The organism is Halomonas sp. H5 (assembly GCF_050613175.1).
Classification (GTDB): Bacteria; Pseudomonadota; Gammaproteobacteria; order Pseudomonadales; family Halomonadaceae; genus Bisbaumannia; species Bisbaumannia salifodinae.
The window spans coordinates 1,528,729-1,545,178 of record NZ_CP192510.1; the positions used below are offsets into that span (position 1 = coordinate 1,528,729).

General features: G+C 68.0%; 16 protein-coding genes. 14 read left to right on the plus strand and 2 right to left on the minus strand.

The genetic code is table 11. The annotated features are described in order from the left end of the window. The first annotated feature begins 145 nt into the window (after positions 1-145). From ACQ1W9_RS07030 to ACQ1W9_RS07065, 8 genes are all read left to right on the plus strand, one after another. Positions 146-469 carry a YkvA family protein gene (locus ACQ1W9_RS07030; protein WP_431025943.1) on the plus strand — a complete coding sequence of 108 codons (324 nt, stop codon included), beginning with the start codon at positions 146-148 and terminating at the stop codon, positions 467-469. 90 nt (positions 470-559) lie between these two features. Next, on the plus strand, positions 560-2,464 hold the full coding sequence (htpG, locus tag ACQ1W9_RS07035; protein WP_431025944.1) for a molecular chaperone HtpG: 1,905 nt from the start codon (positions 560-562) through the stop codon (positions 2,462-2,464). 135 nt (positions 2,465-2,599) lie between these two features. Then, positions 2,600-3,190 (plus strand): isochorismatase family protein, encoded by a 591-nt coding sequence (locus ACQ1W9_RS07040; protein ID WP_346063480.1) that lies wholly within the window; start codon positions 2,600-2,602, stop codon positions 3,188-3,190. Positions 3,191-3,592: 402 nt separating this feature from the next. After that, a complete protein-coding gene (locus tag ACQ1W9_RS07045) occupies positions 3,593-5,164 on the plus strand; it encodes a Re/Si-specific NAD(P)(+) transhydrogenase subunit alpha (protein ID WP_431025945.1) in 1,572 nt (523 codons plus the stop codon). Between the two features lie 16 nt (positions 5,165-5,180). Then, positions 5,181-6,623, plus strand: a complete 1,443-nt coding sequence (locus ACQ1W9_RS07050) for an NAD(P)(+) transhydrogenase (Re/Si-specific) subunit beta (protein WP_431025946.1) — start codon at positions 5,181-5,183, stop codon at positions 6,621-6,623. 105 nt (positions 6,624-6,728) lie between these two features. Continuing rightward, positions 6,729-7,793, plus strand: a complete 1,065-nt coding sequence (locus tag ACQ1W9_RS07055) for an NAD(P)H-dependent glycerol-3-phosphate dehydrogenase (protein ID WP_431025947.1) — start codon at positions 6,729-6,731, stop codon at positions 7,791-7,793. Further along, the gene (gene sixA / locus ACQ1W9_RS07060; protein WP_431025948.1) at positions 7,786-8,262 is read left to right on the plus strand and encodes a phosphohistidine phosphatase SixA; all 477 of its coding nucleotides are present in this window, start codon (positions 7,786-7,788) and stop codon (positions 8,260-8,262) included. The genes ACQ1W9_RS07055 and sixA overlap by 8 nt, the downstream gene beginning before the upstream one ends. A 16-nt stretch (positions 8,263-8,278) precedes the next feature. Beyond that, the gene (locus tag ACQ1W9_RS07065; protein WP_431025949.1) at positions 8,279-8,581 is read left to right on the plus strand and encodes an antibiotic biosynthesis monooxygenase family protein; all 303 of its coding nucleotides are present in this window, start codon (positions 8,279-8,281) and stop codon (positions 8,579-8,581) included. Positions 8,582-8,822: 241 nt separating this feature from the next. Here the strand turns inward: ACQ1W9_RS07065 and ACQ1W9_RS07070 are convergent, their stop codons facing one another. Then, positions 8,823-9,770 (minus strand): AEC family transporter, encoded by a 948-nt coding sequence (locus ACQ1W9_RS07070; protein WP_431025950.1) that lies wholly within the window; start codon positions 9,768-9,770, stop codon positions 8,823-8,825. A gap of 213 nt (positions 9,771-9,983) precedes the next feature. On the opposite strand from ACQ1W9_RS07070, the gene ACQ1W9_RS07075 reads away from it, so the two are divergent. The 3 genes from ACQ1W9_RS07075 to ACQ1W9_RS07085 are packed head-to-tail and all read left to right on the plus strand — an operon-like array spanning position 9,984 to position 12,876. Further along, positions 9,984-10,814, plus strand: a complete 831-nt coding sequence (locus ACQ1W9_RS07075) for an alpha/beta fold hydrolase (RefSeq protein WP_431025951.1) — start codon at positions 9,984-9,986, stop codon at positions 10,812-10,814. Then, the gene (locus ACQ1W9_RS07080) at positions 10,790-11,689 is read left to right on the plus strand and encodes an alpha/beta fold hydrolase (RefSeq protein ID WP_431025952.1); all 900 of its coding nucleotides are present in this window, start codon (positions 10,790-10,792) and stop codon (positions 11,687-11,689) included. Before ACQ1W9_RS07075 ends, ACQ1W9_RS07080 begins: the two co-directional genes overlap by 25 nt. Next, on the plus strand, positions 11,686-12,876 hold the full coding sequence (locus tag ACQ1W9_RS07085; protein WP_431025953.1) for a patatin-like phospholipase family protein: 1,191 nt from the start codon (positions 11,686-11,688) through the stop codon (positions 12,874-12,876). Before ACQ1W9_RS07080 ends, ACQ1W9_RS07085 begins: the two co-directional genes overlap by 4 nt. 28 nt (positions 12,877-12,904) lie before the next feature. Here the strand turns inward: ACQ1W9_RS07085 and ACQ1W9_RS07090 are convergent, their stop codons facing one another. Then, positions 12,905-13,486 (minus strand): Smr/MutS family protein, encoded by a 582-nt coding sequence (locus tag ACQ1W9_RS07090; RefSeq protein WP_431025954.1) that lies wholly within the window; start codon positions 13,484-13,486, stop codon positions 12,905-12,907. A gap of 123 nt (positions 13,487-13,609) precedes the next feature. Between ACQ1W9_RS07090 and prmB the strand changes: the two genes are divergently transcribed. The 3 genes from prmB (at position 13,610) to ACQ1W9_RS07105 (ending at position 16,361) form a co-directional block, all read left to right on the plus strand. Then, positions 13,610-14,563, plus strand: a complete 954-nt coding sequence (gene prmB / locus ACQ1W9_RS07095) for a 50S ribosomal protein L3 N(5)-glutamine methyltransferase (RefSeq protein ID WP_431025955.1) — start codon at positions 13,610-13,612, stop codon at positions 14,561-14,563. Between the two features lie 21 nt (positions 14,564-14,584). After that, positions 14,585-15,670 (plus strand): chorismate synthase, encoded by a 1,086-nt coding sequence (gene aroC, locus ACQ1W9_RS07100; protein WP_431025956.1) that lies wholly within the window; start codon positions 14,585-14,587, stop codon positions 15,668-15,670. Positions 15,671-15,911: 241 nt separating this feature from the next. Then, positions 15,912-16,361: a hypothetical protein gene (locus ACQ1W9_RS07105; RefSeq protein ID WP_431025957.1), complete on the plus strand. Its 450-nt coding sequence runs from the start codon at positions 15,912-15,914 to the stop codon at positions 16,359-16,361. Positions 16,362-16,450: the final 89 nt, after the last annotated feature.

Here is a 16,450-nt window from a genome sequence, read left to right on the forward strand (position 1 = left end):
CGGGGTCCTGGGCGTCGCGCTGCCCTTATCCTCGCCCATCTGGCGGCGGCTGAGTAGTGTCGCCCCGGGACGACAAGCCAATTGCACGGAAACTCCGCGCGGGGCCAAGGTTCCAACCCCGGAAACGGACCACCAGGAGGTCACCATGATTCGATCGACTCGGCGCCTCTCGCGCCTGGCCCGACTCAAGCGCCTGGGCATGGCGCCTCTGCACTGGTGCCGGCTGTGCTGGGACGTCCTGGGCGGGCGCTATCGCCCGGTACCCTGGCGGGCCCTGGGGCTGGGGGCCCTGGCCCTGGGCTATCTGCTGCTGCCCTTCGACCTGGTCCCCGATTTCGTGTTGGCGCTGGGCCTGATCGATGATCTGGTGATCGTCGGCTGGCTGATGGCGCGCATCGAGCCGGAGCTCGGGGCCTATCGACGCTGGCGGCATGAGGCGGCGGCACGCCGTGGCGGCGATGAGCCTTGAAAAGCGCGATGCGGGCCCCATATGAATCTCCACTGCGATTCATCGGCGCGCCGCGCCACTCATTCCGTGATGTAACGAGGACCCTGCCAGATGTCCACTGCCACCCACGAAGAAACCCTGGGCTTCCAGACCGAGGTCAAGCAGCTGCTCAAGCTGATGATCCACTCCCTCTACTCCAATCGGGAAATCTTCCTGCGTGAGCTGATCTCCAACGGTGCCGATGCCTGCGACAAGCTGCGCTATGCGGCGCTGGACAACGACGCCCTCTATGAAGGCAACAGCGAGCTGCGCATCGAGATCGAGCACGATGCCGAGGCCGGCACCGTCACCGTGCGTGATAACGGCATCGGCATGAGCCGCGACGAGGTGATCCAGAACCTGGGCACCATCGCCCGCTCCGGCACCGCCGAGTTCCTGCAGCAGCTCTCCGGCGAGCAGCAGAAGGACGCCAAGCTGATCGGCCAGTTCGGGGTCGGCTTCTACTCCGGTTTCATCGTCGCCGACGAGGTCACGGTGCGCACCCGCAAGGCGGGCAGCGACCAGGCCGAGGGCGTCGAGTGGCGCTCCAAGGGCGAGGGCGAATTCAGCGTGGCGGATATCGATTACGCCGCCCATGGCACCGAGATCGTCCTGCACCTCAAGGACGATGCCCAGGAGTTCGCCGACGACTTCCGCCTGCGCAGCCTGGTGCGCAAGTACTCCGACCATATCGAGGTGCCGGTGCGCCTGCCCAAGGTGGAGACCGCCAAGGACGACGACGGTAACGAGATCGAGGGCAGCGAGGTCACCACCTGGGAGACCGTCAACGAGGCCACCGCCCTCTGGGCGCGCCCCAAGGGCGAGATCAGCGACGACGAGTACCAGGCCTTCTACAAGCACGTGGCTCACGACTTCTCGGATCCGCTGACCTGGAGCCACAACAAGGTGGAAGGCAAGCTGGAGTACACCAGCCTGCTCTATGTGCCGGGCCGTGCGCCCTTCGACCTCTACGAGCGTGACGGCGCCCGGGGCGTCAAGCTCTATGTGCAGCGCGTCTTTATCATGGACGACGCCGAGCAGTTCCTGCCCCTCTACCTGCGTTTCATCAAGGGCGTGGTGGACACCAAGGACCTCTCCCTGAATGTCTCTCGGGAGCTGCTGCAGCAGGATCCCCAGGTCGACAAGATCAAGTCCGCCCTGACCAAGCGTGGCCTGGACATGCTCAAGAAGCTGGCCAAGGACGCCGAGGCCTACCAGAGTTTCTGGAACACCTTCGGCACGGTGCTCAAGGAGGGGCCCGCGGAGGACTTCGCCAACCGCGAGAAGATCGCCGGGCTGCTGCGCTTCGCTACCACCCACACCGACAGCGCCACCCAGGATCAGTCCCTGGCCGACTATGTGTCGCGCATGAAGGAAGGCCAGGAGAAGATCTATTACATCGTCGCCGACAGCTTCAAGGCGGCCAAGTCCAGCCCGCACCTGGAGATCTTCCGCAAGAAGGGCATCGAGGTGCTGCTGCTCTCCGATCGCATCGACGAGTGGCTGATGAGCCATCTCAGCGAGTTCGAGGGCAAGGCCTTCGTCGACGTGGCCAAGGGCGAGCTCGACCTGGGCGAGGTGGAGAACGAGGAAGAGAAGCAGGCCCAGGAGGAGACCGCCAAGGCCAAGGAAGCCCTGGTCAAGCGGGTCCAGGAGGCCCTGGGCGAGGCGGTGCAGGAGGTCAAGGTGACCCATCGCCTCACCGACTCGCCGGCCTGCGTGGTGTTGCCGGAGCACGAGATGGGCTTCCAGATGCGCCGCATCATGGAGGCCGCCGGCCAGACGCTGCCCGAGGTCAAGCCGATCCTCGAGCTCAACCCCGAGCACCCCCTGGTCGGCCGCCTGGAAGGCGCCGAGGGCGAGGCCTTCGGTGACCTGGCACATATCCTCTTCGATCAGGCGATCATCGCCGAGGGCGGCCAGCTCGACGACCCGGCTGCCTACGTCAAGCGCCTGAATACGCTGCTGACCGCCTAAGCCTCTCTCGAGGCATAACGACCGACGACACCCCGCTCCGGCGGGGTGTCGCGTTTAGGGCACTCTCGGCAGGCGCGGCGCTTGGCACCTATGCTGAGGGAATGCCGCCACCGCGGCCTTGCCGAGAGGGATGCCATGACCACCCGGTACGGAAGTGCCAGCCTGCGCCTCTGTGATGCCCGTGACGAGAGCGCGGCCCTGATGATCATCGATATGCAGCGGGCCATCGATGGCTGGGGCGAGCCCAGCAATCCCCACCTGGAAGACAACCTCGCCGAACTGCTGGCCTGCTGGCGGGGCGGCAGCGGCCATATCGTCCATGTGCGTCACTTCTCCCGCTCGCCGGGATCGCAGCGTCGCGCCGGGCAACCCGGCGCCGAGTTCAAGGCCTGCGTCACCCCTGCCCAGGGCGAGCGCGTGCTCACCAAGTATGTGGACAGCGCCTTCGTCGGCACCGACCTGGAGGCCTGGCTGCGACGTCATGGCGTGGGGCATCTGGTGGTGGCCGGCGTGACCACCGGTCATGCCGTCGCCACCACGGTGCGTCATGGCGCCTGCCTGGGATTCTCGCTCAGCGTGGTGGCGGATGCCTGTGCCTGTTTTCCCCTCGATAACCTCGCCGGTCAGGCCTGGTCCGGCGAGGCGCTGCACCAGGCCAGCCTGGCGCTGTTGTCGGGGCGCTATGCCGCCATCACCTCCACTCATGAGGTGGTCCAGCATTTTTGAGTTTTCAGGAATAACCCTTTCGTTATGGCATCCATAAGCCGTCCCATGGCCTGGGAAGGATCATTTAATCGTTTAAAAACAGTGATTTATTGTTATTTTAACGATAAGTCGTGGGTTATGGTCGGGATAAGTTTTTTATATAAGTTAAAGTTTTCAGAAAAGGCTTGCTTTTGCCTTTTTGGACTAAGGAGACTAGTAGGGATTTTCCCTTGATTCCCCCAATAAAGCCCCGCCGTCGAGCGGTGGATCTGGACACAAGGAGCGACTGCCAATGCATCCGTTGATGGATTCTCGGCTCGGCGGGTTCCGACCCGGCGAGGCCCGGCCTGGCGAGGCCCGACCCGACCAGCGAGGAGAGACCCGTTGCGATGGGATCACCGCCCAGGGACAAGGAGGACGCGCATGAAGATCGGAGCCCCCAAGGAGATCGCCCGCGGTGAAGCGCGGGTCGCCCTGACCCCGGAGAGCGCCCAGCAGCTGCAGAAGCTGGGCCATGAGTGCCTGATCGAGAGCGGCGCCGGCGCCGCCGCCGGCTTCGACGACGCCGCCTACCGCGCGGCCGGCGTCGAGGTGGTGGACAGCGCCGCGGCGCTGTGGCGCGAGGCCGAGGTGGTGATCAAGGTGCGCGAGCCCAGTGAGGCCGAGACCGAGTATCTGCGCGCGGGCCAGACCCTGATCAGCTTCTTCTGGCCGGCCCAGAACGAGGCGCTGCTGGAGGCCTGCAAGGCCAAGGGCGCCAACGTGCTCGCCATGGACATGGTGCCGCGGATCTCCCGCGCCCAGAAGATGGACGCCCTGTCGTCCACCGCCAATATCGCCGGCTATCGCGCGGTGATCGAGGCGGGCAACCAGTTCGGGCGCTTCTTCACCGGCCAGGTGACCGCCGCCGGCAAGGTGCCGCCGGCCAAGGTGCTGGTGATCGGCGCCGGCGTCGCCGGGCTCGCCGCCATCGGCACCGCCACCAGCCTGGGCGCCGTGGTGCGCGCCTTCGACGTGCGTCCCGAGGTGGCCGAGCAGATCGAATCCATGGGCGCCGAGTTCCTCTTCCTCGACTTCGAGGATAGCGCCGACGGCTCCGAGAGCGGCGGCTATGCGGCGCCCTCGAGCCCCGAGTTCCGCGAGAAGCAGCTGGCGCTGTTCCGCGAGCAGGCCCCGGACGTGGATATCGTCATCACCACGGCGCTGATCCCCGGCCGTCCGGCACCCAAGCTGTGGCTCGAGGACATGGTCAAGGCCATGAAGCCGGGCTCGGTGATCGTCGACCTGGCCGCCGAGAAGGGCGGTAACTGCGACCTGACCGTGGCGGACGAGCGCATCGTCAGCGACAACGGCGTGATCGTGGTGGGCTATACCGACTTCCCGTCGCGCATGGCCACCCAGGCCTCGCTGCTCTATGCCACCAATATCCGCCATATGCTGACCGATCTGACCCCCGAGAAAGACGGGGCGATCGTTCATGATATGGAGGACGATGTCATCCGTGGCGCCACCGTCACCTACCAGGGCGAGATCACCTTCCCGCCGCCGCCGCCCAAGGTCAAGGCGATCGCCGCGGCCAAGCCCAAGCCCAAGGAGAAGGCGCCGACCCCGGAGGAGAAGCGCGCCGCGGAGCACGCCGAGTTCAAGGCCCAGACCAAGCGCCAGGTGGGCCTGCTGGGGGCCGGCGGCGTGCTGATGCTGCTGCTGGCGCAGATCGCCCCGGCCTCCTTTATGCAGCACTTTATCGTCTTCGTGCTGGCCTGCTTCGTGGGCTTCCAGGTGATCTGGAACGTCAGCCACTCCCTGCATACGCCGCTGATGGCGGTGACCAATGCCATCTCGGGGATCATCATCCTCGGCGCCGTGCTGCAGATCGGCTCGGGGAATGGCCTGGTGGTCTTTATGGCGGCCATCTCGGTGCTGATCGCCAGCATCAATATCGTCGGTGGCTTCCAGGTCACCCGTCGCATGCTGGCCATGTTCCAGAAATCCTGAGGGGCGGAGAGAAAAGATGTTGAGTCAAGGATTCGTATCTGCCGCCTCGATCGCGGCGAGTGTATTGTTCATCCTCTCCCTGGGGGGCTTGAGCAACCAGGAGAAGGCCAAGCGGGCGGTGTGGTATGGCATCGTCGGCATGGCGCTGGCGGTGTTCTTCACCGCCTTCGGCCCGGGCATTGGCCACTACTGGCTGATGATCCCGATGATCGTCATCGGCGGCGCCATCGGCGTGGTGGTGGCCAAGCGGGTAGGCATGACCGAGATGCCTCAGCTGGTGGCGGCGCTGCACTCCTTCGTCGGCCTGGCGGCGGTCTTCGTCGCCTGGGGCGCCGACCTGGAGCGTCGCCGGGTGCTGGCCGCCCAGGCCGCCGGGGAGTCCATGGAGGCGTTCTCTGCCTTCGCCGGCCTGGTGGCCACCAAGGCCCCCGCCGAGCTGACCTTCCTGCAGGTCGAGGTGATCTTCGCCATCTTTATCGGTGCGGTGACCTTCACCGGCTCGGTGATCGCCTTCGGCAAGCTGGCCGGCAAGGTGGACGGCAAGCCCAAGAAGCTGCCTGGGGGCCATGCCCTGAATGCCGGCGCCGTGGTGCTGTGCCTGGTGCTGGCGGTGGCCTACCTGAATGGCGCCGGCTTCTGGACCCTGCTGGTGCTGGCGGCGCTGTCGTTCTTCATCGGCTGGCACCTGATCATGGGCATCGGCGGCGCCGATATGCCGGTGGTGGTCTCCATGCTCAACAGCTACTCCGGCTGGGCGGCGGCGGCCATCGGCTTCACCCTCTCCAATGACCTGCTGATCGTCACCGGTGCCCTGGTGGGCTCCAGCGGTGCCATCCTCTCGTACATCATGTGCAAGGCGATGAACCGCAACTTCGTCAGCGTCATCCTGGGCGGCTTCGGCGGTACCCAGGGCCCAGCGGCGGAGATCGAGGGCGAGCAGGTGGCCACCGACGCCGCGGGCGTGGCCAGCGCCCTCAACGACGCCGACAGCGTGATCATCGTGCCGGGCTACGGCATGGCGGTGGCCCAGGCCCAGAACGCGGTCAGCGAACTGGTGCGCAAGCTGCGCTCCGCCGGCAAGGAGGTGCGCTTCGCCATCCACCCGGTGGCCGGGCGCCTGCCGGGGCATATGAACGTGCTGCTGGCCGAGGCCAAGGTGCCCTATGACATCGTGCTGGAGATGGACGAGATCAACGACGACTTCGCCTCCACCGACGCGGTGATCGTCATCGGCTCCAATGACATCGTCAACCCGGCCGCCCAGGAGGATCCCAACAGCCCCATCGCCGGCATGCCGGTGCTGGAGGTGTGGAAGGCCAAGCAGGTGTTCGTCAGCAAGCGCGGCCAGGGTACCGGCTACTCCGGCATCGAGAACCCGCTGTTCTTCAAGGACAACACCCGGATGTTCTACGGTGACGCCCGGGAGAGCATCGACAGCCTGCTATCGCTGATCGACTAGTCCCACCTCGATTACCGTCGATGCATGAAGACGCCCGAACCGGCTGCCGGTTCGGGCGTCTTTTTCGCTACAATCGAGACCTCACTCAGTCTTTCGGGGCCCCTTATGGCAGAGGAACAGATAACGGTCGCGGTACTCGGTGGCGGTAGCTTCGGCACCGCCCTGGCCAGTATCGCCGCGGATAACGGCGCCCGGGTGCGCCAGTGGTTGCGTGATCCGGCGCTGGTCGCCCAGATCAACGCCGAGCATCGCAACGGACGCTACCTGCCCGACTACGCCATCAATCCGGCGGTGGTCGCCTCGGGGGACATGGCCGAGGTGCTGGCGGGGGCCGAGCTGGTGCTGGTGGCCATCCCCTCCAAGGCCTTCCGCGAGGTGGTGCGCCAGGCGCGCCCCCACCTGCATGCCGAGCAGATCCTGGTCAGCACCACCAAGGGCATCCAGGAGGAGGGCTTCAAGCTGATGAGCCAGATCCTCGAGGAGGAGACCGGCTTCGCCCATATCGGCGTGCTCTCCGGCCCCAACCTGGCCTCCGAGGTGGCCGACAAGCAGTTGACCGCCACGGTGATCGCCAGCGACGACCCCCTGACCCGGGCCCGGGTGCAGACCGCGCTCGGCTGCGACTACTTCCGGGTCTATGCCAGCAACGACCGCTATGGCGTCGAGCTGGGCGGGGCGCTGAAGAACATCTACGCCATCGCCGCCGGCATGGCGGCGGCGCTGGGCATGGGCGAGAACACCCGCAGCATGCTGATGACCCGGGCGCTGGCCGAGATGAGCCGCTTCGCCGTGGATCAGGGCGCCAATCCCATGACCTTCCTGGGCCTGGCCGGGGTGGGCGATTTGATCGTCACCTGCTCCTCGACCCTGTCGCGCAACTACCGGGTCGGCCAGGCCCTGGGCCAGGGCAAGGGGCTCGACGAGGCGGTGGCGGCCCTCGGCCAGGTGGCGGAAGGGGTCAACACCGTGCGCCTGGTGCGCGACAAGGCCCGCGAGGACGGCGTCTACATGCCGCTGGCCGAGGGGCTCTATCAGGTGCTCTTCGAGGGGGTGCCGGCGCGGCAGATGGCCAAGATGCTGATGCAGGGCGAGCAGAGCAGCGACGTGGAATTCATCCTCTCCCGGGAGGACGTCCAGCGGGCCCGTCGCCTGGAGCCCGGCCATGAGTGAGCGGCTATGGATCATGCGCCACGGCGAGGCGGGGCCCGGCAGCCCGGACAGCGCCCGTGAGCTGACGCCCCGGGGCCGGCGCGAGGTGGCCGCCATGGCGGAGTGGCTCAAGGCCCGCGGGATCGGCCCCTGCCGGCTGGTGGCGAGCCCCTATCGCCGCGCCCGGCAGAGCGCCGAGCCGATCGCCGCGGGGCTGGGCGTCGCCCTCGAGACCCATGACGGCATCACCCCGGACGACGATCCCCGGGCGGTGGCCGACTGGCTGCTGCACCAGGCCGAGGGCCGGCCCCTGGTGCTGGTCAGTCATATGCCGTTGGTCGGCGCCCTCACCGGCCTGCTGGTGGAGGGCCGCGGCGGCGCGGGCCCGGGTTTCCCCACCGCCGGTCTGGCGGAGCTGGAGGCCGAGGCCTGGGCGGCGGGCTGTGCTCGGCTGCGCGGCTTCGTGACCCCCGCCGATCTGACCGTTTAAGACCCAAGGAGAGTCCATGAGCTTTATCGTCAATAACCGCATCTTCGTGAATCCCGGCTTCGAGGCGGAGTTCGAGGCACGCTTCCGGCGCCGCGCCGGCGAGATCGACAAGCAGCCCGGCTTTATCGCCATGCGGGTGCTGCGCCCCCTGGGCAACCAGGCCCCCTATGTGGTGGAGACCGAGTGGGAGAGTCAGGCGGCCTTCCGCGCCTGGGTGGGCAGCGACGACTTCAAGCGCGCCCACGCCAACCCGCTGCCCCCCGAGGCTACCGCCGAGGGCGGCGGCCTGGAGCAGTTCGAGGTGATTATCAGTAATTAGATTATCTCGGTTGCTTTAGATCATTCCCGCGGCCTTAAGACCGAAGGCCCCCAGGGTAATGGTGATACTGGCCATCAGGGTGGTGAGGGCGATGGCAGCTGGAACGTGCCGTGAGTGTCGCTTTTCGCTCAGATCAGGCCAGCCACTTTCAGGCCGAAGGCCCCCAGGGTGATGGTGATACTGGCCATCAGGGTGGTCAGGGCGATGGCAGCTGGAAAGTGCCGTGAGTGTCGCTTTTCGCTCAGATCAGGCCAGCCGCTTTCAGGCCGAAGGCCCCCAGGGTAATGGTGATACTGGCCATCAGGGTGGTCAGGGCGATGATATTGGCCGTGAGCACCGCATTGCCGCCCATCGCCTTGGCCATCACGAAGGCCGCCGCCGCGGTGGGACTGGCGAAGAACAGGAAGAGCACCCCCAGCTCGCGTCCCTGAAAGCCCGCCAGCCAGGCCCCGCCGGTGGCCAGCGCCGGCAGGGTCACCATCTTGATCAGGCTGGCGCCGGTGGCCAGGCGCCCGGAGTCGAGGAGGGCGCCAAGTGACAGGGTGGCCCCCACGCAGATCAGCGCCAGGGGCAGCGAGAGCGAGGCGAAGTAGTCCCCCGAGGTCATCAGCCACCCGGGAAGGCGCAGCTCGAGCAGGGCGACGGGGAGCGCCGCCACCACCCCGAGGATCAGCGGATTCTTGACGATGCTGGCGAAGATGCTCCGCCAGTCGGTGCGCGGCCCGCTCTGGTAAGTGGCCAGCGCCACCACCGAGAGGCTGTTGTAGCTGAGGATCACCACCCCCAGCAGTAGCCCGCCCGCCGAGAGGCCATAGTCGCCGTACATGCCGGCGGCCAGAGCCAGGCCGACGATGCCGCAGTTGCCGCGAAAGGCTCCCTGGATATAGCTGCCACGCTCGGCCCTAGGCACCCGCAGGGCCGCCCAGCCCCAGATCAGGGCGAAGCTGACCAGGGTCGCCAGGGCGAAATAACCGAGCAGGGCGGGATTGAAAGTGGCATCCAGATCGGCACGAATAATGCTCAGGAAGATCAGGGTCGGCAGGGTCGCCTTGAACACCAGCGTCGAGGCGGTATTGATAAACCCCTGATCGATCCAGCCCAGCCGCTTCAGGGCGATGCCGATAAAGACCATGGCGAAGACCGGCAGGGTGATCTCGAGGGTCTGGAAGAAGAGGGCGCCGAGCTCCATCAGCGCGCCAGCCACAGGCCGATGACGACGGCGGCGAGCACGGTGGCGAAGAACAGGCGGTTGCGCAGGCGGGTATCGCGGGGTCGAGTCACGGGGGCTCCCTGGCGGATCGGTGTCAAATGGGTTAGAACAAGTGTTTGATCAAGGCGCTTCGCCTATCCATCCGATGGTAAACCCGTTAGTCTGCTATCGCCACGTTGAGACACCCATGTTATGCCGCTTCCTTCCCGCGACACCCTGCTCTTCGCCCATGCCAACGGCTTCACCGGGGCCTGCTATCGCAGCCTGCTGGCGCCGCTGGAGGCGCATTTTCGCGTCGAGGCCCTCGATCGCCTGGGCCACCACCCGGACTACCCGGTGGGGCGCAACTGGCTGGCGCTGCGTGACGAGCTGCTGGAGTGGCTGGCCGCCCAGGAGTCGCCGGTGATCGGCGTGGGGCACTCCATGGGCGGGGTGCTGATGGCCATGGCCGCCGAGGCGGCTCCGGAGCGCTTTCGCTGCGTGGTGGTGCTCGACTCGCCGCTGATGCTCGGCGTCGATGCCTGGGTGATGAAGGCCGCCAAGCGGCTGGGCATGATGGATCGCCTGACCCCGGCCGGGCGCACCCGGGGGCGCCGTGCCGAGTGGCCCGGCCGCGAGGCCATGCATCGCGCCCTGCGGCGGCGCCCGCTGTTCTCGCGCTTTACCGATGCGGCGCTGCGCGACTATGTGGAGGGCGCCACCCATCTGCTCGACGACGGCCGGGCGCGGCTCGCCTTCGACCCCGAGATCGAGACGGAGATCTTCCGCCACTTGCCGGATCACCTGAGCCGATTGCCGCACCGCCTCGGGGTGCCCCTGGCGATGCTCTATGGCCGCGACTCCGACCTGATCACCCCGCGGCGGCGTCGGCGCCTGCGTCGCCACGGCATACGGGTGACCGCCGTGCCCGGTACCCATATGTTCCCCATGGAGCATCCGGACGAGACCCGCCGGGCGCTGCTATCCACCCTGCCGGCATTGCTAGAGGAGACGCCGCCATGCGCGACGAGCCCCAATCCCTGACCCTGGCCGGGGGCCGCCTGGCGGCCCTGGCCTGGGGCGAGCCCGAGGCGCCCACCTGGCTGGCCCTGCACGGCTGGCTGGATAACGCCGCCAGTTTCTCGCGGCTGGCGCCCCGGCTGGTGGCGGCGCGCCATATTCGCCTGGTGGCCCTGGACCTGCCCGGCCATGGGTTGTCGGCACCGCGCCCCGAGGGTACCGACTATGCGCTCTGGGACAACTGCCATGCGGTGCTCGATGCCCTGGACGAGCTGGGCCTGGCGGCGGCGCCGCTGCTGGGCCACTCCATGGGCGCCGGGGTGGCCTGCCTGGTGGCGGCGGCGGTGCCGGAGCGGGTCGAGCGCTTGATGCTGATCGATGGCATCGGCAGCCTCACCACCCCGGCGGAGGAGGTCGCCCAGCAGCTCCGCAAGGGACTGCTGGGGCATCGTCGTGCCTCGTCGCCGTCGCCGCGCTATCCGGATGCGGCCACCGCCCTGGCGGCGCGGGTGGCGGGGGGCGTGACGCCCATCGATGCCGCGACCGCCGAGCCCCTGGTGGCGCGCAACCTGGAGCCCGCGGCGGACGGTCGAGTGAGGCTGCGGACCGATGGGCGGCTGTTGCGTCCTTCCTTGGTGCGATTGTCTCCGGAGCAGAGCCGCGCCATGCTTAAGGCTATCGAGGCGCCGACGCTGCTGGTGGAGGGCGAGGCGGGCATCCTCGGCCGGCGCGCGCATGCCGAGCAGGCCCGCCAGGCACTGCGGGGCCTCGAGCGGCGGGTGCTGCCCGGCGGGCACCACCTGCATCTGGAGCCGGATGCCGTGGCCGCGGTGGCCGAGGCGATCCTGGCCTGGTGGGCGACACCAGACGAATCACAGCGAGTTCAGGAGGCACCATGAGCGAGGCGACGGGCACCGGGAAGCGAGTGGCCCTGGTGCTGGGCAGCGGCGGGGCGCGGGGCTATGCGCATATCGGCGTGATCGAGGCCCTGGAGGCCCGCGGTTACGAGATCGTGGCCCTGTCGGGCTGCTCCATGGGGGCCCTGGTGGCCGGGGTCTATGCCGCCGGCCAGTTGGCCGCCTATCGCGACTGGGTGGGCAAGCTCGACTACATGGATGTGCTGCGCCTGGTGGACGTGAGCTGGAGCCCCATGGGGGCCATGCGCGCCAACAAGGTGATGGCCAAGCTGGAGAGCCTGATCGGCGAGACCCTGATCGAGGACCTGGCGATTCCGGTCACCACGGTGGCCACCGACCTGGTGCGCCAGCGGGAAGTGTGGTTCCAGTCCGGCTCGCTGTTGCAGGCGATCCGCGCCTCCATCGCCGTGCCCGGGGTGATCACCCCGGTGCATCTCGGCGAGCAGGTGCTGGTGGATGGCGGCCTGCTCAACCCGCTACCGATCATGCCCACCATCTCCGCCCAGGCCGATCTGGTGATGGCGGTCAACGTCACCGCCCACAGCCCCCACCCGGTGAGCCTGGAGGCCCTGCTGCCCCCGGAGGAGGCCGCCGAGGAGGCCGCCCGTGACGACGAGGGGGGAATCGCCGGCTGGTTCGAGGAGGTGCGCCGACGTACCCAGCGCTGGTTCTCCTCCACCGAAGACGATAACGACAACGGCGGGCCCAAGGCCGCCCGGCAACGCGCCTGGGGGCGCCTGGAGATGGTCCTGGCCTCCTTCGATATCACCCAGGCGACGCTGGCCAAGTACAAGGTGGCGGGCTACCCACCGGACGTGCTGATCGAGATTCCCAAGACCGTCTGCGGCGCCCACGAGTTTCATCGTGCCGAGGCGCTGATTCGCCTGGGCCGCCACCTGGCCGACCAGGCCCTGGACAGCTACGAGACCACCCCGGAGGGCATACAGATGGCGGTGCATGTGGGGCCCAAGGTGGCCACCATCGCCCCGACCGGCGAGTCGGCCCCCGTGGTGGTGGGAGAAGAGGCGGGAGAAGTGACGGGAGAAGAGCCGATAGCCGACGAGGGCCCGGCAACGCGGGGGCCCGAGGCGTCCGACGCCGAGGCGGGGGAGGGGAAGGCCTTGCGGGAGGACTCCTCGGGAGAGAACCGGGGGATGGCCTCTTCCTAGGTCGTGTCCCGGCGCTTGGGCTTGAGACCTAGAGCGCCTCGCCGCGGCGCCGCAGCAGGATATACACCGCCCCGGTGCCGCCGTCCGCCTCGATGGCGGAGCAGAAGGCCAGCACGCTGGGCCACTCCCGCAGCCAGGCATTCACATGACTCTTGATCACCGGGTAGTCCTCCAGGGCGTTCTGGCTGCGCGCCTTGCCGTGGACCACCAGCACGCAGCGGCTGCGCCGGGCCAGGGCGTCGTGGAGGAAACTCTCCAGCTCGCGACGCGCCTCCTCCAGGGTGTAGCCGTGCAGGTCGAGGCCCGCCTCCCAGCCGATACGTCCGCGCTTGAGCTGGGCCTGGGTGCGGTAGGGCAGGTCGGGCAGGGCGAAATCTAGGTATTCCGAGGGGCGCACCGGCTCCACCCGGCCGTCGGAGGTGCGGCTGGTGGCCTGGCTGGGGTCGGCGGCGGTGGCCGCGGCGCGGCGCTCGGCGAGGCTCTCGGCCTGGCGCCGGGGGCGGCCGGGGTCGGCACGGTTGGCCTGCAGGCGGCGCACGCCGGCCTCTTCCAGGGCCTGGCGGAATAGGGAGATCTCCTCCTCGGGCGGTTCACCCTGGCGTCGACTCATGGGGACTCTCGTTGGGGATGGCTGACCAGGCGCCCAGTATAGCGACTCGGCGGTGACTGTGAACCGGACGGCGCTGCGGGTACAATCTTCCGCCCAACCGATTTCGCCGAGACAGGAGTCCGTGTGGCCGCTCAACGCCCCGCCGCCCATTCCACCCTGAGCCTCTCCGACGAGGCCCTCACCGAGGGTCTGGTCAGCCTGCGCGACTGCCTGCGCTGGGCCGCCAGCGAGTTTCATGCCCATGGCCTGCATTTCGGGCACGGCACCGCCTCCCCCTGGGACGAGGCGGTAGCGCTGACCCTGGGCGCCCTGCACCTGCCCTGGGACGTGGACCCGGCGGTGCTGGAGGCGCGCCTGCTGCCCATGGAGCGCGCCCGCATCGTGGCCCTGGTGCGTTCGCGCATCAGCGACCGGCGCCCCTTGCCCTACCTGCTCGGCGAGGCCTTCTTCGCCGGTTACCCCTTCGACGTGGACGAGCGGGTGCTGATTCCCCGTTCGCCCATCGCCGAGCTGATCGAGGATGGCTTCGCCGCCTGGTTCGGCGACCTGCCCCCGGCCCGGGTGCTCGATCTGTGCACCGGTTCCGGCTGCATCGGCATCGCCACCGCCCTGCATCTGCCCACCAGCGAGGTGGACCTGGCGGATATCAGCGCCGAGGCCCTGGCGGTGGCCCGCCAGAACATTAGCCGCCACGACGTGGGGGACCGGGTGCGTGCGGTGGAGTCCGACCTCTTCGCCAACCTGGTCGGCCGGCGCTATGACCTGATCGTCTCCAATCCGCCCTATGTGGATGCTCGGGATCTGGCCAGCATGCCCGCCGAGTTCCGCCACGAGCCGGCCCTGGCCCTGGGCGCAGGCAGCGATGGCCTGGATATCGTGCGGCGCCTGTTGCGCGAGGCCCGCGCTCATCTCAGCGATGAGGGGGTGCTGATCGTCGAGGTGGGCAACTCCGACCGGCACCTGGAGGCGGCCTTCCCCGAGGTGCCCTTCCTGTGGCTCGATTTCGAGCGCGGGGGCCACGGGGTCTTCGCCCTCACCGCCCAACAACTCGACGCCCATGCGGCGTCCTTCGCCTGACCGTCATCGCGAGGAGAGCCCATGTCCGGCAATACCTTCGGTAAGCTGTTCACCGTGACCACCTTCGGCGAGAGCCATGGCCCGGCGCTGGGCGCCATCGTCGACGGCTGCCCGCCGGGGCTGCCGCTCTGTGAGGCAGACCTGCAGCGCGACCTGGATCGCCGCCGCCCGGGGACCTCGCGGCACACCACCCAGCGTCGCGAACCCGACCGGGTGAAGATCCTCTCCGGGGTCTTCGAGGGCGTCACCACCGGCACCTCGATCGGCCTGCTGATCGAGAATACCGACCAGCGCTCCAAGGACTACTCCAATATCAAGGATCAGTTCCGCCCGGCCCACGCCGACTACAGCTACCACCACAAGTATGGTCGCCGCGACTACCGCGGCGGCGGGCGCTCCAGCGCCCGGGAGACCGCCATGCGGGTGGCCGCCGGGGCCATCGCCAAGCAGTACCTGGCCGCCCAGGGCATCAGCGTGCGCGGCTATATGAGCCAGCTCGGCCCCATCGCCATCGACTTCAAGAGCTGGGAGGCGGTGGAGGAGAACGCCTTCTTCTGCCCCGACCCGGACCGGGTGGCCGAGCTCGAGGCCTATATGGATCAGCTGCGCCGCGACCAGGACTCGGTGGGGGCGAAGATCAGCGTGGTGGCCGAGGGGCTGCCGCCGGGGCTCGGCGAGCCGGTCTTCGATCGCCTGGACGCGGAGCTGGCCCATGGCCTGATGAGCATCAATGCGGTCAAGGGGGTGGAGATCGGTGACGGCTTCGCCGCGGTCAGTCAGCGGGGCAGCGAGCACCGGGACGAGATGACCCCGCAGGGCTTCCTCTCCAACCATGCCGGCGGCGTGCTGGGCGGCATCTCCTCGGGGCAGCCGCTGATCGCCCACCTGGCGCTGAAGCCGACCTCCAGCATCACCACCCCGGGGCGCTCCATCGATGTCCATGGCAACCTGGTGGAGGTGGTCACCAAGGGCCGCCACGACCCCTGCGTGGGCATTCGCGCCACCCCCATCGCCGAGGCGATGATGGCGCTGACCCTGATGGATCACCTGCTGCGCCATCGCGCTCAGAACGCCGAGGTCAGCGTCGAGACCCCGGTGCTGCGTTAAGCGCCGAATGCTACCTCCGGGCACCGGCGGCTTACTCGGTGGCAAGCTGCTGCGAAGGCGCCGTTAACCCTTCCCTGGGGGCTACATTTGCCATCCTTGGCAAATAACCCTTCGCATCGACTCGCCCCCGACGCCGCCTCGGTCGATGCCCCCCTCCGAGATACAAAGGCGACCGCTAGACGGTCGCCTTTTGCGTGATGGCGGCGCTAGACTGGGGAGAACACTCCCAGCGAGGCACGCCATGAAGATCCATCTCGAATTCGACCTGACCCCCGCCGAGTTTCGCCAGGCACTGGGCCTGCCCGATGTGGAGGCCTATCACCAGGCCGTGCTGGAGCGCATCCAGCAGCAGATGGAGGCCGGCGTCGAGGGCTATGACCCCCTCAGTCTGCTGCAACCCTTCCTCGATAACCCGCTGATGCCCGAGGCCTTCAAGCACGCCTTCCAGGGCCAGAAAGGTGCGACCGGCCAGGGGAGTGGCTGGGAGCAGGGGATGGCCGGCTTCGGTCACTATCAGCAGATGCTGATGGATATGCTGCGCAAGGCCGCCGCCCAGGCCGGCAGCGGGTCTTCACCGTCGGAGCCGTCGCCCGAACCGCCGCCCGGGAATGACGGCGCCCCCCAGGGCGGTGACGACAAGGCGCCCAAGGGCAGTGCCAGCGCCTCCAGTGCCCGTCGCCGCCAGGGGTAGGGCGACACGGTTGCAAGGCGATCCGCCTCGGACTACTCTATCAGAGGCTTGTTGTGCAGTGCAGCAAGCGCCATGCTCGCGTCGCCCCA